Raw genomic sequence first — 20,473 nt, 5'->3', positions numbered from 1 at the left:
ACCGCATGGTGCTCAAGGCCCCGGACGGCCTGGGCCTGACCTGGCACCTGCGCACCGAACTGGGCGCGGGACCGCTGGCGCTGCTCAAGTTGCGTGGCTTCAGGCTGCCGACGCAGATTTTTCTTGGCGAGGGTGAAAAGGTGTCGCGCTGATTTCGACCCGTGGCAACAGGTTTGCTGGTGAAGCGTGCGATGGAGAGGGTCAGGCAGTTGATTTTTGCTGCCGGTGGTCAGGTGGCGTGGAGGGAGCGGTAATGACGGATTGCGAACCGTTCGTGGATAAAAACCATCAAACAATCGGCGCACGGAAATGAAAAAAAGGCCGGTGATCTGCGCGATCACCGGCCTTTTTTCGGCTATTGCTTAGACGCGTTCGAAAATCGCCGCAATCCCCTGACCACCACCGATGCACATGGTCACCAGCGCGTAACGGCCGCCGGTGCGGTGCAGTTCGTGGATGGCCTTGGTGGCGATGATTGCGCCGGTTGCGCCCACCGGGTGGCCCAGGGCGATGCCCGAGCCGTTCGGGTTGACCTTGGCCGGGTCGAGGTCCAGTTCCTGGCTGACGGCGCAGGCCTGGGCGGCGAAGGCGATGTTGGCTTCGATCACGTCCAGGTCGGCGACGGTCAGGCCGGCGCGCTTGAGCGCCAGGCGCGTGGCCGGGATCGGGCCCAGGCCCATGAACTCAGGTTCGACGCCGGCATGGGCGTAGCTGACCAGGCGGGCAAGTGGCTTCAGGTTGTTGGCCTGGACCGCGTTGCCGCTGGCCATGACCAGTGCGGCGGCGCCGTCGTTGAGGCCCGAGGCGTTGCCGGCGGTGACCGAACCGTCCTTCTTGAACGCCGGCTTCATCGCTGCCAGCTGTTCCAGGGACGTGGCGCGCGGATGTTCGTCGACGCTGAACAGTTTGACGCCTTTGCGATCCTGGATTTCCACGGTCGCGATCTGCTCGCTGAAGTAGCCGTTGGCAATCGCGTGGGCCGCGCGTTGCTGGTCTTCCAGGGCCAGGGCGTCCTGCATTTCGCGGGTGATGCCGTTGCGCGCGGCGACGTTCTCGGCGGTGATGCCCATGTGGATGCCATGGAACGGGTCATGCAGGATGCCGAGCATGTAGTCGATGACCTGGGCGTTGCCCATGCGCGAACCCCAACGGGCGGCCGGCATCAGGTACGGGCCGCGGCTCATGGATTCGGCACCGGCGCCGACGACGATGTCGGCATCGCCGAGCATCAGGGTCTGGGCGGCGTTGATGATCGCTTGCAGGCCCGAACCGCACAGGCGGTTGACGTTGTAGGCCGGGGTTTCCTTCGGGATGCCGGCGTTCATCGCCGCGACGCGGGAGATGTAGGCATCGCGGGTTTCGGTCGGGATCACGTTGCCCATCACCAGATGGCCAACGAGCGCCGGGTCCACGGCGGCTCGCTCCAGGGCGGCTTTCACGGCCGTGGTCGCGAGATCGGCCAGTGGCACGTCCTTGAGCGAACCACCGAACGTACCGATGGCGGTACGGGCGGCGCTGACGACGTAGATTTCTGGAGTGTTCATGGCTGGTTTCCTTTCGGTGGATTCTTGTCTGTACTGCGATTGAGCAGGGCGTTCAAGGCGGTTTTCGCCTCGTCGGTATTCAGGCGCTGGATGAACAGCGTGTTTTCTTCGCGCAGGGTGGCTTCCAGTTCGGTCAGGGAAGCCTGTTTCATCAGCTGCCGGGACTGGCGCAAGGCTTGCTGGGGCATGGCCAGGAAGCGCTGGGCGATTTTTGTCGCCGCCGCCAGGCATTGCTCGCCGTTATCAAAGGCTTCGTTGGCCAGGCCCCAGGCCACCGCTTCGTTGCCGTCCAGGCCGTTGCCCAACAGCAGCAGGCTCGCGGCGCGGGCATGGCCGAGCCGGCGTGGCAGCAACAGGCTGGCGCCAAATTCGGGGCACAGGCCGATGTTGACGAACGGCATGCGCAGCTTGGCGTTACGGGTGACCAGCACCTGATCGCAATGCAGCAACAACGTGGTGCCGATGCCGATGGCCGCCCCGCAGACTGCCGCGACCAGCGGTTTTTGCAGGCGCGTGACGACCTTCATCAGGTGGAACGCCGGGGCGTCCAGATGAGTCGGCGGGTGCTGGAGGAAATCCACCAGGTCATTGCCGCTGGTGAAGCAGGTCGGGCCACCGGTGAGGATGATCACACCGGTCTGCTCGTCTTCGTCGGCGGCCTGCAACAGGTCGGCCAACTGCGAGTACATGGCATTGTTGAGGGCGTTGAGCTTGTCCGGGCGGTCGATGGTCAGCGTCAGCACACCGTCGCGTTGCTCGTGTTTGATCAGGTCGGTCATCGCAAACCCAGGGTCGTTCGGATCAGGTGGCCACTTTAAGCGCCGGACAAACCCCGGATCTATGGCAAAACGGGTCAACCGTACTGCCGCTTTTTGCCATGCCGGTGAGCCAAAAAGCGACACACACCCATTCGGGGTATGGCTGTGCCCGGCGAATCCACCAATAGTGAAGGCATCCGCTCATCCAGAGCCGAACTCGCTATAAGGTGCATTTGCTATGGGCAAGACGCTGCTTAAGGTGATTTCCAGTCTGTTTGTTGTACCGCTGACATTGAATGCCTACGCCGCTCAAGTGGACGACAGCCATACGCTGCGGTTGTACAACTGGGCGGATTACATCGGTGAAAAAACCGTGGCCGACTTCGAAAAGGCCACCGGCATCAAAGTCATCTACGACACCTTCGATGCCTACGAAACGGTGCAGGCCAAATTGCTCACCGGCCACTCCGGTTATGACCTGATCGTGTTGAATGCGTCCCTGGCACCACCGCTGATCAAGGCCAAGGTGTTCCAACCGCTGGACAAAAAACAGCTGCCGGGCTGGACCAACCTGGACCCGAAAGTCCTGGAGGATCTGCAAGGGTATGATCCGGGCACCACGTACTCGGCGCCTTATACCTGGGGCAGCAACGGCGTCACCTACAACGTCGACAAGATCAAGGAACGCATGCCGGACGCGCCGATCGGTTCGTTGGCGATGGTCTTCGACCCGAAGATCGTCTCGCGCTTCGCCGATTGCGGCGTGACCCTGCTCGATGCCCCGACCGAAGTCATTCCCATGGCCCTGAAGTACCTGGGGCGTGATCCACGCAGCGCCGCACCGGAAGATCTGAAAGCCGCCCAGGACTTGCTGCTGTCGGTGCGGCCCTACATCCGCAAATTCGACTCGGTCAATTACCTGACCAGCCTGCCCAACGGCGACGTGTGCATGGCCATGACCTGGTCCGGCGATTACGCCACGGCCATGGCCCGTGCGGCGGAAGCCAGGAAGAAGATCGACCTGGCGTACTTCATCCCCAAGGAAGGCTCGCTGATCTGGTTCGACAACCTGTACATCCCGGCGGACGCGCCCCACGTCGCCAATGCCCACAAGTTTCTCGAATACCTGATGCAACCGCAGGTGATGGCGGACGTGAGCGACTTCATCAATTACGCCAACAGTAACGCCGCGGCCACACCGTTGTTGAACGCCGCTGTGCGCGACAACCCGGCGATCTACCCCGACGCGCAAACCCGCGAGCGCCTGTTCCCGCAGAAGACCCAGGACGCCAAGGACATGCGGGCGATTACCCGGGTCTGGAGCACCGTGAAAAGCGGCATCTGATTTGTTCGATCGTTAGTCAATTCGGTTAGAGGTTTATTTATGGCGACTCCAACACGCACCGTACTTTCGCCGGCGGATGAGTCCAGACTGGTCAAGGCCGACAAGGCCCATCACATGCACGGCTACCACGTGTTCGACGAACACGCCGAACAAGGCTCGCTGAACATCGTCGCTGGCGATGGCGCCTACATCTATGACACCCAGGGCAACCGCTTTCTTGATGCCGTGGGCGGCATGTGGTGCACCAACATTGGCTTGGGCCGTGAGGAAATGGCCGAGGCCATCGCCGATCAGGTACGGCAACTGGCCTATTCCAATCCGTTTTCCGACATGTCGAATAACGTGGCGATTCAGCTGTGCGAAAAACTCGCCAGCCTCGCTCCCGGCGACCTCGACCATGTGTTCCTGACCACCGGCGGCTCCACCGCCGTGGACACTGCGTACCGGCTGATCCAGTACTACCAGAACTGCCGTGGCAAACCCGAGAAGAAGCACGTCATCGCCCGGTTCAACGCCTATCACGGCTCCACCACCCTGACCATGTCGATCGGCAACAAGGCCGCCGACCGTGTGCCGGAGTTCGACTACGCCAACCCGCTGATCCACCACGTCTCCAACCCGAACCCGTACCGAGCGCCGGACGGCATGGACGAGGCGCAGTTCCTCGAATTCCTGGTCAAGGAGTTCGAAGACAAGATCCTCTCGATGGGCGCGGACAAGGTCGCCGGTTTCTTTGCCGAACCGATCATGGGCTCCGGCGGGGTGATCATTCCGCCACAGGGCTACCTCAAGCGCATGTGGGACGTGTGCCAGCGCTACGACATCCTGTTCGTCGCCGACGAAGTGGTGACTTCGTTCGGGCGACTGGGCAAGTTCTTTGCCTCCTACGATGTGTTCGACGTGCAGCCCGACATCATCACCACCGCCAAAGGCCTGACCTCGGCTTACCTGCCGCTGGGCGCGTGCATCTTTTCCGAGCGCATCTGGAAGGTCATCGCCGAGCCGGGCAAGGGCCGCTGTTTCACCCACGGCTTCACCTACAGCGGCCACCCGGTGTGCTGCACCGCGGCGCTGAAGAACATCGAAATCATCGAGCGGGAGAACTTGCTGGCCCATGTCGATACGGTGGGCGCTTATCTGGAAGAGCGCCTGGCAACCCTGCGGGACTTGCCGCTGGTGGGGGATGTGCGCTGCCAGAAACTCATGGCCTGCGTGGAGTTCGTCGCCGATAAACGCACCAAGGCGTTGTTCCCCGACGAGATCAACATCGGCGAGAAAATCCACGTGCGGGCCCAGGCCCGGGGCTTGCTGGTGCGGCCGATCATGCACCTCAACGTGATGTCGCCACCGCTGATCCTGACGTTTGCCCAGGTCGATGAAATCGTCGAGACCTTGCGCGAATGCATTCTGCAAGTGGCCGCCGAGCTTGAAGCGAGCGGACAGTACGCGGGCGAATGATTTCGTCAGTCAGGCTGTTACCAAGGGATTGTCCAGCCGCTAGACTGCGGGGCATGAGCAAACCAGACGACGATACGCTGATCGCGATGCCCTTCGGGGCATTGCACAAATGGCATGGGGGAATGCGCGAGGCATTCGCCCATATCGATGAGCCTGACGCCCTGCAACACCTGGCGTCGGCGTTGGCGCAACTGGTGTCCGTTGAGTCGATGATGATCAGCCTGGAGCGCAAGGACCGCGCGCCACAGTTGCTGCATCAGCGCGGGATTGCCCAGGAGTATCAGGTCTCGATTCTGGAGCGCTATTTTGCCGGGGGTTATTTGCTCGATCCCTTCTGCCTGGCGGTGGAGCAGGGGTTGGCGCAAGGGTTCTATCACCTGGAGGAGATTGCTCCAGACAACTTCTTCGAGAGTGACTACTACAAATCCTATTACCTGAAGGCGGGCTGCTCGGAAGACAGCTACTACATCGTCGATACCGGCAATGACACGAAGATTTCCGTCAGCCTCTATCAGGGTTTCGGCGGTGAATGCCTGAGCGCCGAACAGTTGAATCTGCTGCGCGCCGTGGAACCGCTGGTGCGTGAATTCATCAGCGAGTTCAGTCAGCGTGGACTGCTGCGCAATACCGGGATTGAGCGCGATAACGAGCAAGGCAAACGCGATGATCTCAAGCATCGCGTGCAGGCGGCGTTCGAGAACTTCGGTTGTGAGTTGCTGACCGAACGCGAGCGGCAAGTGGCGCACATGGTGTTGCGCGGGCATTCGGTGAAATCCACCGCGAGCCAGATGAGCATCTCGCCGGAAACCGTGCGCATGCACCGCAAGAACCTGTACCTGAAGTTGGAAGTGGGTTCGCAGTCGGAACTGTTTGCGCTGTTTATCGAGTGGTTGCGCAGGAATTGAAGATTGACCTCAAACTTGTGGTCAACGGAGATCAAATGTGGGAGCGAGCCTGCTCGCGATAGCAGTCTGTCAGCACCATTGATGTCGACTGACACGCCCTCATCGCGAGCAAGCTCGCTCCCACAAGGTTCTGGGTTGGTCGAAAAATCTGTGGTCAACCATTTACAACTGTGGGAGCGAGCTTGCTCGCGATAGCGGTCTGTCAGGTCCATTGATGTTGGCTGACACTCCGTCATCGCGAGCAGGCTCGCTCCTACAGGTGTTGCGTTAGTCTTCGCGTTTACGACCAAGGTGAGAATGTCATGGCTCGCCACCAGCTCACCCAGCTGGTTGGTGACTTCCACATCCCACGCCCCCCTTGCGGGATGCCCTGGTCGATCTTGCGCTTGCAGGTCAGGCGCGCCTGGATGGTGTCGCCGATGCCCACCGGGTTGATGAAGCGCAAGGTGTCCAGGCCATAGTTGGCGAGTACCGGCCCCCGGCGCCGGATTGCTGCGAACTCGCCCATCGCGATGCTCTCGCACCGATCAAGCCTCGAGGCGGGCCAGCGGTTTTCTGTTTCGCAATGCAAGGGAGATGAGCATTCCGGGCTCCTTTGGAACAGCCGATGACAGGCATGCCCGCACTTTGCTACAGCCGGTGAATGGCTGCATTTGAATGCCTGCCAGATTCCTTTGGCTCTGTGCCTGATTTAGCGTAGTGGGGCGGATCCTGACGGGTTTGCTGTTAGTTGTCGTACAACGAGGAGGGGTCGATAACCACGTTAAAAACTGACAAGGGAGCGAGCGGAGAGTCGCGTAATCTGGGTCCAAGAGCCTGTTTAACGACGTTATTCGATTATGTATCGCATTTTTAGGGCGGTCAGGGCGTTCAGGTCTAAGGGGTTTTCTTGTTGACAGTGCCCCATGGGACTGTCTATAAATCTCACATGTCATACGACGACGTATGACATGCGGGTCTAATTTTAAAAATAATAAGAGTGTCGATATCAACATGAATCCAATCGCCTCCCTCTCGCCCCTGATGTTCCGAGTTGGCCCAATCTCTCCGCGGAATATGGCCCGTTTCGTCGTGGACTGATGCATTGAACTGAAGCCCCGCGGCCCAATCGATCTCGTTTTATACCGAGAGATCATCACCAAAAATCTACAATAAAGTGATGCCATGAACCTGAACGAGCCAATTACCGCGCAACGCGTCAGCCAGTCTGTCGGTAAATACCGATGGACCATTTGTGCATTGTTGTTTTTTGCAACCACCGTCAATTACCTCGACCGCCAGGTGCTCAGCCTGTTGGCACCGGATCTGTCGAGGCAATTTGGTTGGAGCAACACGGATTACGCCAACATTGCCGCCGTGTTCCAGTTCACGTACGCGATTTCCATGCTGTTCGCGGGGCGAGTGGTCGACAAGATCGRCACCAAGGCTGCTTTTGTGGTGGCGATTTGTATTTGGTCGACCGGCGCGATCATGCACGCCTTTGCAGAACCCATGGGCGAGGGCATCGCCGCCATCTGTGGCGCGCTCGGTATTGCGGTCATCCCGGTCTCGATCGCCGGCTTCATGCTGTCGCGCGCTGTGCTGGCGGTCGGTGAATCGGCCAACTTCCCGACCGCAATCAAGGTCACCGCTGAGTATTTTCCGAAGAAGGAACGCTCCTTCGCCACCGGTATTTTCAACTCCGGGGCCAACGTCGGCGCGATCCTGGCACCCATTTCGGTGCCGCTGATCGCTGGCCTGTGGGGCTGGCAGGCAGCGTTCATCGTAATCGGCATGCTGGGCTTTATCTGGATGGGCGTATGGCTGGCGTTTTACGACAAGCCGGAGCAGCAGAAGCGCCTGTCGGCGCAGGAACTGGCGCACATCCGCAGTGATTCCCACGCTAGCGCCGCTGTGCAGACGGGCGTTGGCAAAAAGGTTTCGTGGTTCCAATTGCTGAAATACCGTCAGACGTGGGCGTTTGCCTTCGGCAAGTTCATGACCGATGGTGTGTGGTGGTTCTTTCTATTCTGGCTTCCGACCTACCTGTCGGAGCAGTACGGCCTGAAAGGCGCAGCCATCGTGGTGCCACTGGCCGTGCTGTACAGCATGACCATGGTGGGCAGTATTGGCGGCGGCTGGTTCCCCAGCTATTTCATGGCACGTGGCGACAAGCCGTATGACGGCCGCATGAAAGCCATGCTGGTGATTGCCGTTTTCCCATTGGTGGTGCTGTTGGCGCAGCCATTGGGTCACATCAGCGTCTGGGTACCGGTGTTGCTGATTGGTGTGGGCGCGTCGGCGCATCAGGCCTGGTCGGCCAACATCTTCACCACGGTGTCCGACATGTTTCCGCAAAAGACCGTCGCGTCCGTGGTCGGCATTGGCGGTATGGCGGGTGGGTTAGGCGGAGTCTTGCTGACCAAGATCGGTGGCTGGGTGTTTGACTATTACAAATCGGTGGGTGAAATCCGTACCGGCTACATGATCATGTTCGCCGTCTGCGCGCTGGCCTATCTGGTGGCGTGGAGTGTGATGAAGATGCTGGTGCCTCGCCATAAGGAAATTACCGACCTGTGAATGACGGCTTCGATGACGTCTGCAAAACGGAGTAACCCATCGGATTGAACAAGGCCGCTGAGCAATCAGCGGCCTTTTGCGTTTCAGGTTTGGTGCGCTTTGAATGGCGGGGATTTTGTAGTCGGAGGCGATTGATCTCCCACATTGGGTTCGGGGGCTTACCGGTGGAATTTTTTCAGACCTTCAACACTTTCCCGCCAATGGCCACCGCCACCAGCAACAGCGCCATCAAGGCAAAGGCAAAACTCAGGCTGCTGCCATGGGCGATGAAGCCGATCACGGCCGGCCCCGCCAGAATGCCCGCATAACCAAGAGTGGTTATGGCCGGCACGGCGATGCTTTCGGGCATGACCGTCTGTTTGCCGACCGCGGTGTACAGGACCGGCACGATGTTCGAACAACCGGCACCCAGCAGCGCATAACCCACCAACGCGGCCTCCCAGCTCGATGCAAACGTCGCCAGGAACAAGCCTGCGGCAGCCGTCAGCCCGCCGAACACAATCACCCGTGTCGCGCCCAGTCGTCGCACGATTTTGTCACCGGTCAAACGCCCGGCCGTCATGGTCAGGGCAAACGCCGCATACCCGAGCCCCGCATACGCCGTGTCGATACCGCGTTCCTGTGCCAGGAACACCGCGCTCCAGTCCAGCGCCGCACCTTCGGCGAGGAACACGATGAAGCACATGCCGCCGATAAACAGGACGATGCCATGGGGTACCGCAAACGCCGGCCCCGAACTCTCGCTGCCGTAGGGCAACAGGTGCGGCACGGCCTTGGCCAGCGCGATCAGCAACATCACGATCACCACCAGCGTGGCCCCCAACGGGGAAATCCCCAGGCCAAGCAAACCGCTGACACCCGCTGCGCCGACAATCCCGCCCAGGCTGAACAGGCCATGGAACCCCGACATCATGTTTTTGCCGCTGGCGCGCTCGACGATCACAGCTTGCAGGTTGACCGTCGAATCCACAGTACCGAGACCCGCGCCGAACATGAACAAGGCAGCGATCAGGGCCGGAATCGACGACACCGTCGCCAGCAGCGGCAGGGCGGCACAGATCAGCAGGGTGCCGCCGGTCGTCACCCGCCGGCAGCCGAAACGCGTGGCCAGGATCCCGGCCGACGGCATCGCCAGAATCGAACCCACCCCCAGGCACAGCAGCAACAATCCCAGGGTGCCTTCATCCAGCCCGGCCCGGGACTTGGCATAGGGCACCAACGGCGCCCACGCGGCGATGCCGAACCCGGCGATGAAAAAGGCGATGCGCGTGGACATTTGTTCCAGGCGGCCGGGAACGAAGGTGGTTTGGCTGTTGAGGCTGGTCATAACAATCCTTGGCAAAAAGCGTCGCGTCCTCAACGGACAGTGATCGGCCTGTGAGGGTTCGATCAGTGCCCGGAAAGTTCTACGGTCGTACAGGACGACATCGTTGCACAGCGCCGGTGTTTTTCGCGATATGTTGAGCCATTCCAATGACACGCGGAGGGCGCCATGGCGCAGAGGTACGATGCACGGGGCAATATTTACATCGTGGTAGCGCCAGAAGAATTGCGCCGCCAGGGCATCGACTTGCCCCATCAGGCCAGCCAGGCAGCGCAAACCCTGGAAGCCTGGGCGATAGCCGCGATCGAGGCTTGCTGCAGCTGGGCTCCAGGTACTCAACCGTCCGGCAGCAAAGATCATCGCAGCGACGGTTTGCTGGTCGGACCGTTTCAGTCGTCGCCTCCCTTTGATCTGTTGATCGTCAACACCGACGGTACCCTGGCCGAGCGCAGTGGCAACGGGCTGACGATTTTTTCCCAGGCCCTCAGCGATCAAGGGCTGTTGCCGCAGAACGAAGCCTGTCTGCTCAGGGTTCATCACGACAAGGCTGATACGCCTTCGCCGGGGCAGACTTCGGTGAAAGCCGCAGAGGTCGATGGCGTAAAGGGTTTCTGGCTCGACCTGGGCCAGCCGGGATTCGGGCCGTCGGCGGTCAGTGCTCACGGGGTTGAAGCGGTGGTGTTCAATGGTCGCGAACTCAGCCACGTTGAACAATTGGCGGTACTCAATAGTGCATGGTCGCGCAGCCAGTTCGCGCGGGTCGGCAATCCCCATTGCGTGACGCTGGTGGAAAGTGCCGAGGACCTGCCGAGCAACGAGCAGATGCGTGAGCCGGCGCTGGGTGAGGGGCTGACGCGGATTGCCTATGCCATGCCGGTTGGTGCAGGCAAACCTTGTCCGGCGGGGATCAATCTGCAATGGGCAATGCGCGTGTCCGAAGGGCACATCGCCGCACGGGTATTCGAGCGGGGCGAGGGGCCGACGGCGTCGTCGGGGACCAGTGCCAGCGCGGTGGCCTGTGCGGCCTGGCGGGCAGGTTGGGTCGGCGCCGGGGAGGTCAAGGTGACGATGCCGGGTGGCACGGCGCCGATCTTGCTGGAGGAAGAGTTGGGGGAATTGAGTCGGGTCAGCCTGTTTGGTACGGCTCGAATGATCGATTGACTTCGAAATAGCCATCGCGAGCAGGCTCGCTCCTACAGGTTTTGTGAACGACATATAACCACTGTAGGAGCGAGCCTGCTCGCGATGGGGCCAGTCCAGCAAGTGCAAGTTTCAGCTCAGCCCACTGAACTCCACCACCGGCATCGTCCGCTTCATCAACACCTTGCCCGCACGCACCGAATACAACGGCAACCCCTGGCTGCGGATCACCTCGTAATCACTCTCTGCCGACAGAATCAGCAGATTCGCCGGCCGCCCACGCTCCAGGCCATAGCGATCGCCGAGGTTCATGGCTTTGGCGCTATTGTCCGTCACCAAGTCCAGCGCACTTTGCAGGTTGCGATAACCGAGCATGTGGCAGATGTGCAGCCCGGCTTCGAGCACCCGCAAAATGTTGCCGTTGCCCAGTGGATACCACGGGTCGACGATCGAATCCTGGCCGAAGCACACGTTCATGCCCGCTTCCAGCAACTCGTTGACCCGGGTCACGCCCCGGCGTTTCGGGAAATTGTCGAAGCGACCTTGCAGGTGGATGCTTTCAGTGGGGCAGGAGACAAAGCTGATCCCCGAATGGCCGAGCAGGCGAAACAGTTTGGCGCAGTAGGCGTTGTCGTAGGAGCCCATGGCGGTGGTGTGGCTGGCCGTGACCCGCGAACCCATGTCGCGGCTGCGGGCCTCTTCGGCGAGCACTTCGAGAAAGCGCGAATGCGGATCGTCGGTTTCGTCGCAATGCACGTCCACCAGACAACCGCTGCGTTCGGCCAGGTCCATGAGGAACTTCACCGAGCTGACGCCCTGGTCGCGGGTGTACTCGAAATGCGGAATACCACCCACCACGTCCGCGCCCATGCGGATGGCTTCCTCCATCAATTCTCGACCATTGCGGTAGGACTCGATGCCTTCCTGGGGGAACGCGACGATTTGCATATCGACCAGATGCCGGCTTTCCTCGCGCACTTCGAGCATCGCCTTGAGCGCGGTCAATTGCGGGTCGGTGACGTCGACGTGGGTGCGCACATGCTGGATGCCGTGGGCGGCGAGGGTCTGGATGGTTTTCCTGGCCCGGGTCTTGGTGTCTTCGTGGGTGATGGTCGCCTTGCGTTCGCCCCAGCACTCGATACCTTCGAACAGCGTGCCGCTCATGTTCCAGCGCGGATCACCGGCGGTCAGGGTAGCGTCGAGGTGGATGTGCGGTTCGACAAAGGGCGGCACCACCAGATTGCCGCCGGCATCCAGATCGTCGGGGCCCAGGGTCGGGGCTTCGATCTGGCGGGTGATGCTGCTGATCAGGCCGTTTTCCAGGTACAACTCATGCAGGCCTTCCTGGTTGCGCAGACGGGCGTTGATGATGTGCATCGGGCAGATCCTTTTGGCGAATCGTGTAGGCAATATCCTTACGTTAGCTCGCCTGCGGCGAATCCCGCCAGTTCAAAATGTGGGAGCGGGTTTGTTCAGGTAGATAGTTGCAGGGGTAAAAATCGCATAAGAGCGGCGACGACCGCTTCGGGTGCATCTTCCTGAACCAGATGACCGGCGTTGGGAATCGGATAAAACTGCGATCCGGGAATCATCCGATGCAGCGCCTGCCCGCGTTCGATGGGAATCCACTGGTCATCCTCTCCCCACAGGATCTGCACCGGACAGCGAATCGTCGGGTACAGGCCCTCGGCCTCGCAGGTATAGCGCTCGTCCATCTGCGCGATCTGCCGGTAGAACGCCGCTTGCCCCGTCTCTCCCAGCCATGGCTGAACGTAGGGGGCGAGTTCGGCGTCGGGAATTTCCCGCTTGATCGCCCCGCGAATATAGGTCGGCACGATGGCGCGCTGGATGTAATCGGGCAGTCCGCTGAACGCCGCTTCATGCTGACGCACATGCTGCACGAACGGCGAACCCCAGGGCGTCAGCGCCACCGGGTCGATCAGCGTCAGGCTGCGGTAATCCTTGCCATTGAGCAGATGCGCGCGCAGGGCGGTGGCGCCGCCGAAGTCGTGGGCCACCACGTCGGGGCAATCCAGGCGCCAATGCTCCAGCAACTGCGCCAACAACTGGTTTTGCACACCGAGCGAGACATCGTCGTCGGGTTGTGCCGACTGCCCGTAGCCCAGCAGATCGAAGTAGTAGACGCGGTGAGTGGCGGCGAAATACGGCGCGATCCGGTGCCACACGAAAGAAGAAAAGGGCGTTCCATGCACGAACACCAGCGGCGGGCCGTCACCGCGCACGGCGTAGCGCACCTGATGTCCGTTGAAGGCAAAGACCTGATCCAGCGGCCAGTCAGTCATGGGCTTGTCCTCTTGGCGGGGGAAGAGGCAAAAAGCATAGGCATAAAAAAACAGCCGATGAAGGCTGTTTGCTTTTTCTCTGACAAACTGTAGGAGCGAGCTTGCTCGCGAAGAACGTCAACGATAACGCGAGGTATCTGGCAGCCCGCGGTGCTCTGACGTCCATCGCGAGCAAGCTCGCTCCTACAGGGGGGCAGTGACTTTACTCGCCGCGATAGATGCAACCGCTGGTGCAGGTCTCGTGGATGCGGATTGCACTGAGCTCCGGCAGCAGGGGCTTCATTTCCTGCCAGATAAACTTGGCCAGCACTTCGCTGGTCGGGTTTTCCAGGCCAGGAATGTCGTTCAGGTAGTTGTGGTCCAGGCGCTCGTACAGCGGCTTGAAGATTTCCTTGATTTCCGAGAAGTCGCGGATCCAGCCAGTGTGCGGGTCGAGGTCGCCGCTCAGGTGGATCGCCACTTTGAACGAGTGACCGTGCAGGCGGCCGCACTTGTGGCCGTCCGGTACGTGGGGCAGGCGGTGGGCGGATTCGAAAGTAAATTCCTTGAAGATTTCCACAGTGTTTTCAGCTCTGTTCAGGTGGCGTTCGCCGCAGCGATTCGGGCAGGCGGCGAGTTTACCAGTTTGTCCTGACTAAAGGGTCAGCAAGCGCTCGCCGAGGCGACCGTTGGCGGCCAGTTCGAGGAATTCGTCGCCCAGGCGGCGGCTTTCATCCATGGTCGTGCGCCAGTATTTCTGCCGGCTCGGGGCGTCGCCCATGAAGCGCTTGAAATCGTTACGGTCCGGCAGTTTGCCGTAGGGCAGGCGCGCCAGGTAGTCCTTCGACGGCGCCAGCAGCAGCACGTTTTGCAAGCGAGCCGGGCAGGCGCGGCGCCACGGCAGGGTCTTGTCGAACCAGCCGGGAATCACCCGGTCGGTGAAGTGCGGGTAGAGCACGATGTCGTCGCCGCTGTAGGGCAGGTCCAGGTGGTAATCCAGCAGGCCGCCGTCGCGGAACGTCCCGGCGCCAGCGCCCGGCAGGTCGCGCACGCCTTCCATCACCATCGGGATCGAGCCCGAAGCCAGCAGGGCCTGGCGCAAGTTGCCGGCATTGAGGGCGACGAAGCGCGACGGAAAGTCAGTCAAGGCATCGACCGGCGGCGCCAGGCGCGGGTCGTGGATGATCAGGCGTTCGAAGTGCCGGGCCAGCCGCGCCCGGCCACGCAGGTTGTCGGCGATGACCGAGGACAGGCCCAGCCCCAGGCGAGCGCGATGATCGTCGGCGAGCAGGCCGTGGCTTTTGACCACCATGATGTTCAGGCGGTAATCGCTGTTGCCGAGGATCGAGGCATCGCGACCGTCGAGCAGGTCATTGAGCATGCGCCGGGAGCTCTGGCTGATCTGCGCCATGGTCACGCCCTTGGCGAAATTCTGCTCGGTGTACAGCTGCCCGAGACGCCGGATGCCCTCGGCGGCGTCCGGCAGGCAGGCGCTGGCGAAGCGCCAGGAACCCACCGATGCGCCAATCAGCGAGCGTTCCCGCGGTGCCGCCGGCAGCCACTCGCCGAACAGCGCCAGGTCCAGTCCCTGAATCCCCAGCGCCTTCGGACCGCCGGCCGCGCCAGGCAAGGTGCCGACCTCGGCCGCGTCAAGGCCGTTGGCGCGGATGTGCGCATAGGCGCGCGGACCGGCCTTGAGGGTCAGGGAAGGGGACTTGATGTGGATGGCGGTCATACCGGTCTCGATGTGTGTGTAGGAGCTGCCGAAGGCTGCGATCTTTTGATCTTTTGCTAGGCGACTCAAGTGAAAGTGAGAAAGGATCGCAGCCTTCGGCAGCTCCTACAGGATTTGTGGGGTTGGCAATGATGGCAATTCAGCTTCAATTAAGTTCAGCTGGTTAAGATGGCTCGCCTGGACCCCGACGCAACGCTGAGGTAGCGCGACGCTGATACCATAGTGGCTTTCGAGAAGCTCACACCACTCGCACCGACCGGGATCTGGAATTAGACGCTGTCAGCGGGCAGGTTCTCAAGGATCATCAGGATTGGTAATGAAGGTGTTTCTATTCAAGCGATGCACCGGCAGCTGGATAGCGCTGGTGCTTCTGGCTTTTTGCTCGGCAGTGATGGCCCACGACCTGGACCAGGATGAAGCCCTGCGCCTGCGTCAACAGGGCGTGATCCTGCCGCTGGAGCAACTGCTGCAGCAGGCAATGGATCGCTACCCCGGCGCGAAACTGCTGGAAGCCGGGCTCGAAGAAAAACATGACGTCTACATTTATGAAGTCGAGCTGCTGACCCCTGAAGGCGTGGTTCGCGAACTGGACATCGAAGCCTCCACCGGCCGTTTACTCAAAGACAAGGAAGACTGATCCATGCGTTTGCTGCTGGTGGAAGACCATGTGCCCCTGGCCGACGAACTGCTGGCCGGTCTCAACCGCCAGGGCTATGCGGTGGACTGGCTGGCCGATGGTCGCGACGCGGTGTATCAGGGCAGTACTGAACCTTACGACCTGATCATCCTCGACCTCGGTTTGCCGGGCGTGCCGGGGCTTGAGGTGCTGGCGCAATGGCGCGCGACAGGGCTGGCCACGCCGGTGCTGATCCTGACCGCCCGTGGTTCCTGGGCCGAGCGCATCGAAGGCCTGAAGGCCGGCGCCGATGATTACCTGACCAAACCGTTTCATCCCGAAGAGCTGTTTTTGCGCATCCAGGCGTTGCTGCGCCGCTCCCATGGCCAGGTCAACCAGCCAACGCTCAAGGCCGCCGGTCTGCATCTGGACGAAGGTCGCCAGTGCGTTGTCCGCGACGGTGCGGACATTCAGCTGACTGCCGCGGAGTTTCGCCTGTTGCGTTATTTCATGCTGCACCCCGAGCGGATCCTCTCCAAAAGCCACCTCGCCGAGCACCTCTACGACGGTGAAACCGAGCGCGACTCCAATGTGCTGGAGGTCCACGTCAACCATTTGCGCCGCAAGCTCGGCAAAAGTGTGATTGAAACCCGTCGCGGCCAGGGCTACCTGTTCGGCGGGCAAGCCCGGTGAGATCGATCCAGCGCCGCTTGAGCCTGGGCCTGATCAGCGTGATGGTGGTCGTTGGCCTGATACTGGCGCAAACCAGCCTGTGGCTGTTCGAAATGGGTTTGCAGCGCTACCTCGAGGCCGGGTTGCGCAATGACAGCGAGAACCTGCTGGCGGCACTGGTGCGCGGGCCGCAAGGCTTGCAACTGGATGAACGACGCCTGTCGCCGGCCTATCAGCGGCCGTTTTCCGGGCATTATTTCCGCATCGATCTCGCCGACGGCCATTGGCGTTCCCGTTCCTTATGGGATCAGGAGCTGCCAGCGCTCGATCAACCCGGCCTGCACGACGACCTGCAACTGGGGCCGGAAGGGCAACAGTTGCTGGTATTGCGTACGGACTATCGACGTTCGGGGTTGCCGATCTCCATCAGCGTCGCCGAGGATTACACGCCAATACGCGAAAGCTTCCGGCTTATGCAACAGCTCGGGTTGGGCCTCGGTTTGACCGGGCTGCTGGTGATTCTGTTGCTGCAACGGATCACCGTGCGCCGCGCCTTGCGCCCGCTGGAGCAGGCGCGCGAACAGATCGCGCAGTTGCAACAGGGCCAGCGCTCGCAACTCGATGATCAGGTGCCGGTGGAGCTGGAGCCACTGGTGGCGCAGATCAACCACTTGCTGGCCCACACCGAAGACAGCCTCAAGCGCTCGCGCAATGCCCTGGGCAACCTCGGCCACGCGTTGAAAACGCCGCTGGCGGTGCTGTTGAGCCTGGCCTCGAGCGAACCGCTTGAGGCGCACCCGCAACTGCGCAAGGTCCTCAAGGAACAACTGCAGCAGGTCGAGCAACGGCTCAATCGCGAACTCAATCGTGCGCGGTTGTCCGGCGATGCGCTGCCGGGTGCGCTGTTTGATTGCGATGCTGAACTCCCCGGATTGCTGGCAACCCTGAACATGATCCATGGCGAACACCTGGCGCTGAGCTACCGCGCACCGCCCGGCCTGCAATTGCCCTGGGATCGTGAAGACCTGCTGGAACTGCTGGGCAACCTGCTGGACAACGCCTGCAAATGGGCGGATGCCGAGGTGCGGCTGAGTGTGGTCGAGCGGGCGCAGGGGTTTGAACTGAGTGTGGAAGATGATGGCCCGGGCATTCCCGAAGAGCGTCGCGATCAGGTGTTTGGTCGAGGTACGCGGCTGGATGAGCAAACCCATGGGCATGGTCTGGGGCTGGGTATCGTGCGCGACATCGTCGATAGCTGGGGCGGCAAACTGTCGTTGCTGGAAAGCGAGTGGGGCGGATTGAAGGTAGCCGTCGAGTTGCCCAAACACACTTGAAGCCACACCAGGAACCCTGTGGGAGCGAGCTTGCTCGCGATGGCGGTCTGTCTGTCACATTGATGTTGAATGTGCCGACGCTATCGTCGGATCGCCGCCCGGAGCAAGCTCGCTCCCACAGGGATTGTGGGGTGTCAGATTCAGGTGTGATGAATCTCCCGATCCTTGGTTTCCGGCATGAAGAAAATACCCAGCACAGCCGTCATCACCGCGATGACGATCGGATACCACAGCCCATAGTAGATATCCCCCGTGGCCGCCACCATGGCAAACGCCACCGTCGGCAGGAAACCACCGAACCAGCCATTGCCGATGTGATAGGGCAGCGACATCGAGGTGTAGCGGATGCGTGCCGGGAACAGTTCCACCAGCCAGGCGGCGATCGGCCCGTAGACCATGGTCACGTAGATCACCAGGATGGTCAGGAGCAACAGCACCATCGGGTAGTTGGTCTTGGCCGGGTCGGCCTTCTCGGGGTAGCCGGCGTCCTTGAGGGTAGTGACGAGGGTGGCGGTAAAGGCGTCGTTTTTGGCCTTGAAGTCGGCGGCGGGCATGCCGGTGCCCTCGAAGCTCTCGATCACTTTCTCGCCAATACGCACCTGCGCAACGGCGCCCGGCTCGGCGTTCACGTTCTTGTAGGGGATGGCCTTTTTGGCCAGCACGGTCTTGGCCAGGTCGCAGGAGCTGGTGAATTTGGCCTTGCCCACCGGGTCGAACTGGAACGAGCACTGACCGGGATTGGCGACTACCGTGACCGGATTCTTCTCCTGCGCAATGAACACGTCGGGGTTACCGTATTGGGTCAACGCATGGAAGATCGGGAAGTAAGTCAGTGCCGCGATGATGCAGCCGGCCATGATGATGCCCTTGCGACCGATGCGGTCAGACAGGCTGCCGAATATGACGAAGAACGGTGTGCCGATCAGCAGTGAGCCGGCAATTAGCAGGTTGGCGGTCTGTGGGTCGATCTTCAGCGTCTGCAGCAGGAAGAACAGCGCATAGAATTGCCCGGTGTACCAGACCACGGCCTGGCCAGCGGTGCCACCGAGCAGGGCCATGATCACGATCTTGAGGTTTTCCCAGCGGGCGAAGGATTCGGTCAGCGGTGCCTTGGACGCCTTGCCTTCAGCCTTCATTTTCATGAACACCGGTGATTCGCTGAGTTGCAGGCGGATGTAGACCGAGACGATCAGCAGCAGGATCGACAGCAGGAACGGAATCCGCCAGCCCCAGGCTTCGAAGGCTTCGGTGCCCAGAGCGGTACGGCAGGCGAGGATCACCAGCAGTGAAAGAAACAGGCCGAGGGTTGCTGTCGTCTGGATCCACGAGGTGAAGTAGCCACGTTTGCCCTTGGGTGCGTGTTCGGCCACGTAGGTCGCTGCACCGCCGTATTCACCGCCCAGCGCCAGGCCTTGCATAAGGCGCAGGCTGATCAGAATGATCGGCGCGGCTACGCCGATGGTTGCATAGCCCGGCAGCAAACCCACCACAGCCGTGGAAATACCCATGATCACGATGGTGATGAGGAACGTGTGTTTACGCCCGATCATGTCGCCCAGTCGACCGAACACAATCGCCCCGAAGGGCCGCACGGCGAAGCCGGCAGCGAAGGCGAGCAGGGCGAAGATGAAGGAAGTCGTTTCGTTGACACCGGCGAAGAAGTGCTTGGCGATAATCGCCGCGAGGGAACCGTACAGGTAGAAGTCATACCATTCGAACACGGTGCCCAGGGACGAGGCGAAAATGACCTTGCGTTCCTCCCTGGTGATTCCGTGGTTGGGCGCGCTGCCCGTGGCTGTATTGTCGATTGCTGCCATGAGTATTCTCCGTCTTGCTCTTGTTGTAGGCCGGAGTTCCCACCAACACTTACCGTACCCAGGCCATGGGGCTGAAGTCATTGGATTACGTGGCTTGCATTCAGGTTGACGCCAGAAAATGCTGCAAGGTTCCATGAAGCATAATCAAGGTCCGGCAGATATCCACTCGCCATCATTTGATTGAGCTGCGCGCAGAAACAAATGTGGGAGCGCAATCCACTGCACACTCAGAGTCCCCACGAGCTTTGACACCGCGCCGACTCTACGGCAAAGTGCGCGCCCTCTAATAAAACCCATTCCTTTTATCCGCTGGCGGCTCTCGCAGACTGCCGGCCGGACTCTTTTCGCTTGCCCAGAGGTATGACAATGAATGCAGTAATTGCCGCGGTCGGCATCATGCTGGTACTCAGCCTGTCCCGCGTGCATGTGGTGATCGCCCTGATCGTCGGTGCGCTGGTCGGTGGCTTGACCGGTGGCCTGGGGATCGAAGCGACGCTCAAGGCTTTCAACAGCGGCCTCGGTGGCGGGGCGACGGTGGCGTTGTCCTACGCCTTGCTCGGGGCTTTCGCCGTGGCCATTGCCAAGTCCGGCATGGCCCATGCGCTGGCCGACAAGGCCCTGGCGATGGTCGATCGCCAGCACGCCAGCGGCGGTGGCCAGGTCAAATGGCTGCTGATCGGCCTGCTCTGGGTCGTGGCCATCGCCTCGCAGAACATCCTGCCGATCCATATCGCGTTCATTCCGTTGCTGGTGCCGCCGCTTCTTTATGTGCTGACCAGGCTGCAACTGGACCGTCGCCTGATCGCCTGTGTCATGACCTTCGGTTTGATCACGCCCTACATGTTTCTGCCGGTGGGCTTTGGCAACATCTTCCTCAATGAGATCCTGCTGGCTAACGTCGCCCGCAGCGGTGTGGACATCAGCGGCATCAATGTGACCCACGCCATGGGCATTCCGGCCCTGGGCATGGTGGCGGGCCTGCTG

17 protein-coding genes and 2 pseudogenes are annotated in these 20,473 nt (G+C 61.0%); 10 read left to right on the top strand and 9 right to left on the bottom strand.

Features of this window, described 5'->3' with window-relative positions; genetic code table 11:
• Positions 1-152 (top strand): annotated as a pseudogene (locus AC1DVH_RS15375) (type VI secretion IcmF C-terminal domain-containing protein); the annotation flags it as partial.
• A 210-nt stretch (positions 153-362) separates the two neighbouring features.
• Here the strand turns inward: AC1DVH_RS15375 and AC1DVH_RS15370 are convergent.
• Positions 363-1,544 carry an acetyl-CoA C-acyltransferase family protein gene (locus AC1DVH_RS15370; RefSeq protein ID WP_477754522.1) on the bottom strand — a complete coding sequence of 394 codons (1,182 nt, stop codon included), beginning with the start codon at positions 1,542-1,544 and terminating at the stop codon, positions 363-365.
• Positions 1,541-2,323, bottom strand: a complete 783-nt coding sequence (locus AC1DVH_RS15365; protein ID WP_477754521.1) for an enoyl-CoA hydratase-related protein — start codon at positions 2,321-2,323, stop codon at positions 1,541-1,543. The genes AC1DVH_RS15370 and AC1DVH_RS15365 overlap by 4 nt, the downstream gene beginning before the upstream one ends.
• A 217-nt stretch (positions 2,324-2,540) precedes the next feature.
• Here AC1DVH_RS15365 and AC1DVH_RS15360 point away from each other — a divergent pair, with 217 nt between their 5' ends.
• Genes AC1DVH_RS15360 through AC1DVH_RS15350 form a run of 3 tightly spaced genes read left to right on the top strand, consistent with a single transcriptional unit; the run spans position 2,541 to position 6,010 of the window.
• On the top strand, positions 2,541-3,647 hold the full coding sequence (locus AC1DVH_RS15360; RefSeq protein WP_477754520.1) for a polyamine ABC transporter substrate-binding protein: 1,107 nt from the start codon (positions 2,541-2,543) through the stop codon (positions 3,645-3,647).
• Positions 3,648-3,686: 39 nt separating this feature from the next.
• Positions 3,687-5,105, top strand: coding sequence for an aminotransferase (locus AC1DVH_RS15355; protein ID WP_477754519.1), 1,419 nt, complete (start codon positions 3,687-3,689; stop codon positions 5,103-5,105).
• On the top strand, positions 5,102-6,010 hold the full coding sequence (locus AC1DVH_RS15350) for a helix-turn-helix domain-containing protein (RefSeq protein WP_477754518.1): 909 nt from the start codon (positions 5,102-5,104) through the stop codon (positions 6,008-6,010). Before AC1DVH_RS15355 ends, AC1DVH_RS15350 begins: the two co-directional genes overlap by 4 nt.
• Positions 6,011-6,291: 281 nt before the next feature.
• Here AC1DVH_RS15350 and AC1DVH_RS15345 read toward each other — a convergent pair.
• Positions 6,292-6,488: pseudogene (locus tag AC1DVH_RS15345) on the bottom strand (MaoC/PaaZ C-terminal domain-containing protein); the annotation flags it as partial.
• A 686-nt stretch (positions 6,489-7,174) separates the two neighbouring features.
• Here AC1DVH_RS15345 and AC1DVH_RS15340 point away from each other — a divergent pair.
• Complete coding sequence (locus tag AC1DVH_RS15340) at positions 7,175-8,569, top strand: MFS transporter (protein ID WP_477754517.1); 1,395 nt, start codon at positions 7,175-7,177, stop codon at positions 8,567-8,569.
• A gap of 175 nt (positions 8,570-8,744) precedes the next feature.
• Here AC1DVH_RS15340 and AC1DVH_RS15335 read toward each other — a convergent pair whose 3' ends face one another.
• Positions 8,745-9,896 carry an MFS transporter gene (locus tag AC1DVH_RS15335; protein ID WP_477754516.1) on the bottom strand — a complete coding sequence of 384 codons (1,152 nt, stop codon included), beginning with the start codon at positions 9,894-9,896 and terminating at the stop codon, positions 8,745-8,747.
• Between the two features lie 165 nt (positions 9,897-10,061).
• Between AC1DVH_RS15335 and AC1DVH_RS15330 the strand changes: the two genes are divergently transcribed.
• Positions 10,062-11,054 (top strand): diaminopimelate epimerase, encoded by a 993-nt coding sequence (locus AC1DVH_RS15330; RefSeq protein ID WP_477754515.1) that lies wholly within the window; start codon positions 10,062-10,064, stop codon positions 11,052-11,054.
• A 111-nt stretch (positions 11,055-11,165) separates the two neighbouring features.
• Here the strand turns inward: AC1DVH_RS15330 and codA are convergent, their stop codons facing one another.
• The 4 genes from codA to AC1DVH_RS15310 form a co-directional block, all read right to left on the bottom strand.
• Positions 11,166-12,410 carry a cytosine deaminase gene (codA, locus tag AC1DVH_RS15325; RefSeq protein WP_477754514.1) on the bottom strand — a complete coding sequence of 415 codons (1,245 nt, stop codon included), beginning with the start codon at positions 12,408-12,410 and terminating at the stop codon, positions 11,166-11,168.
• A gap of 95 nt (positions 12,411-12,505) precedes the next feature.
• Positions 12,506-13,336, bottom strand: a complete 831-nt coding sequence (locus AC1DVH_RS15320; protein WP_477754513.1) for an alpha/beta fold hydrolase — start codon at positions 13,334-13,336, stop codon at positions 12,506-12,508.
• 202 nt (positions 13,337-13,538) lie between these two features.
• Complete coding sequence (gene queD / locus AC1DVH_RS15315) at positions 13,539-13,895, bottom strand: 6-carboxytetrahydropterin synthase QueD (RefSeq protein WP_108219187.1); 357 nt, start codon at positions 13,893-13,895, stop codon at positions 13,539-13,541.
• A gap of 75 nt (positions 13,896-13,970) precedes the next feature.
• Positions 13,971-15,050, bottom strand: a complete 1,080-nt coding sequence (locus AC1DVH_RS15310; protein ID WP_477754512.1) for a patatin-like phospholipase family protein — start codon at positions 15,048-15,050, stop codon at positions 13,971-13,973.
• A 316-nt stretch (positions 15,051-15,366) separates the two neighbouring features.
• Between AC1DVH_RS15310 and AC1DVH_RS15305 the strand changes: the two genes are divergently transcribed.
• From AC1DVH_RS15305 to AC1DVH_RS15295, 3 genes are read left to right on the top strand one after another with little or no spacing between them, the layout of a single operon-like run.
• Entirely contained in the window at positions 15,367-15,687 is a 321-nt protein-coding gene (locus AC1DVH_RS15305; protein WP_477754511.1) for a PepSY domain-containing protein, read from the top strand.
• A 3-nt stretch (positions 15,688-15,690) separates the two neighbouring features.
• Complete coding sequence (locus AC1DVH_RS15300; RefSeq protein ID WP_477754510.1) at positions 15,691-16,359, top strand: response regulator transcription factor; 669 nt, start codon at positions 15,691-15,693, stop codon at positions 16,357-16,359.
• On the top strand, positions 16,356-17,672 hold the full coding sequence (locus AC1DVH_RS15295; protein ID WP_477754509.1) for a sensor histidine kinase: 1,317 nt from the start codon (positions 16,356-16,358) through the stop codon (positions 17,670-17,672). Before AC1DVH_RS15300 ends, AC1DVH_RS15295 begins: the two co-directional genes overlap by 4 nt.
• 140 nt (positions 17,673-17,812) lie before the next feature.
• Here AC1DVH_RS15295 and AC1DVH_RS15290 read toward each other — a convergent pair whose 3' ends face one another.
• Complete coding sequence (locus AC1DVH_RS15290; protein WP_477754508.1) at positions 17,813-19,489, bottom strand: MFS transporter; 1,677 nt, start codon at positions 19,487-19,489, stop codon at positions 17,813-17,815.
• A gap of 366 nt (positions 19,490-19,855) precedes the next feature.
• Here AC1DVH_RS15290 and AC1DVH_RS15285 point away from each other — a divergent pair.
• A partial coding sequence (locus AC1DVH_RS15285) for a Na+/H+ antiporter NhaC family protein (protein WP_477754507.1) occupies positions 19,856-20,473 on the top strand: 618 nt, incomplete at its 3' end.

Source organism: Pseudomonas sp. P4_C3 (genome assembly GCF_056402075.1).
The sequence above is the reverse complement of the archived record's forward strand: the minus strand, read 5'-3'. Positions and strand labels throughout refer to the sequence as shown.

Excerpts from the sequence above, each read along its gene's own strand:
- codA (WP_477754514.1), bottom strand. The coding sequence starts at position 12,410 with ATGCACATCATCAACGCCCGTCTGCGCAACCAGGAAGGCCTGCATGAG.
- AC1DVH_RS15305 (WP_477754511.1), top strand. The coding sequence starts at position 15,367 with ATGAAGGTGTTTCTATTCAAGCGATGCACCGGCAGCTGGATAGCGCTG.
- AC1DVH_RS15370 (WP_477754522.1), bottom strand. The coding sequence starts at position 1,544 with ATGAACACTCCAGAAATCTACGTCGTCAGCGCCGCCCGTACCGCCATC.
- AC1DVH_RS15310 (WP_477754512.1), bottom strand. The coding sequence starts at position 15,050 with ATGACCGCCATCCACATCAAGTCCCCTTCCCTGACCCTCAAGGCCGGT.
- AC1DVH_RS15360 (WP_477754520.1), top strand. The coding sequence starts at position 2,541 with ATGGGCAAGACGCTGCTTAAGGTGATTTCCAGTCTGTTTGTTGTACCG.
- AC1DVH_RS15300 (WP_477754510.1), top strand. The coding sequence starts at position 15,691 with ATGCGTTTGCTGCTGGTGGAAGACCATGTGCCCCTGGCCGACGAACTG.
- AC1DVH_RS15355 (WP_477754519.1), top strand. The coding sequence starts at position 3,687 with ATGGCGACTCCAACACGCACCGTACTTTCGCCGGCGGATGAGTCCAGA.
- AC1DVH_RS15365 (WP_477754521.1), bottom strand. The coding sequence starts at position 2,323 with ATGACCGACCTGATCAAACACGAGCAACGCGACGGTGTGCTGACGCTG.
- AC1DVH_RS15335 (WP_477754516.1), bottom strand. The coding sequence starts at position 9,896 with ATGACCAGCCTCAACAGCCAAACCACCTTCGTTCCCGGCCGCCTGGAA.
- AC1DVH_RS15290 (WP_477754508.1), bottom strand. The coding sequence starts at position 19,489 with ATGGCAGCAATCGACAATACAGCCACGGGCAGCGCGCCCAACCACGGA.
- AC1DVH_RS15330 (WP_477754515.1), top strand. The coding sequence starts at position 10,062 with ATGGCGCAGAGGTACGATGCACGGGGCAATATTTACATCGTGGTAGCG.
- AC1DVH_RS15320 (WP_477754513.1), bottom strand. The coding sequence starts at position 13,336 with ATGACTGACTGGCCGCTGGATCAGGTCTTTGCCTTCAACGGACATCAG.
- AC1DVH_RS15350 (WP_477754518.1), top strand. The coding sequence starts at position 5,102 with ATGATTTCGTCAGTCAGGCTGTTACCAAGGGATTGTCCAGCCGCTAGA.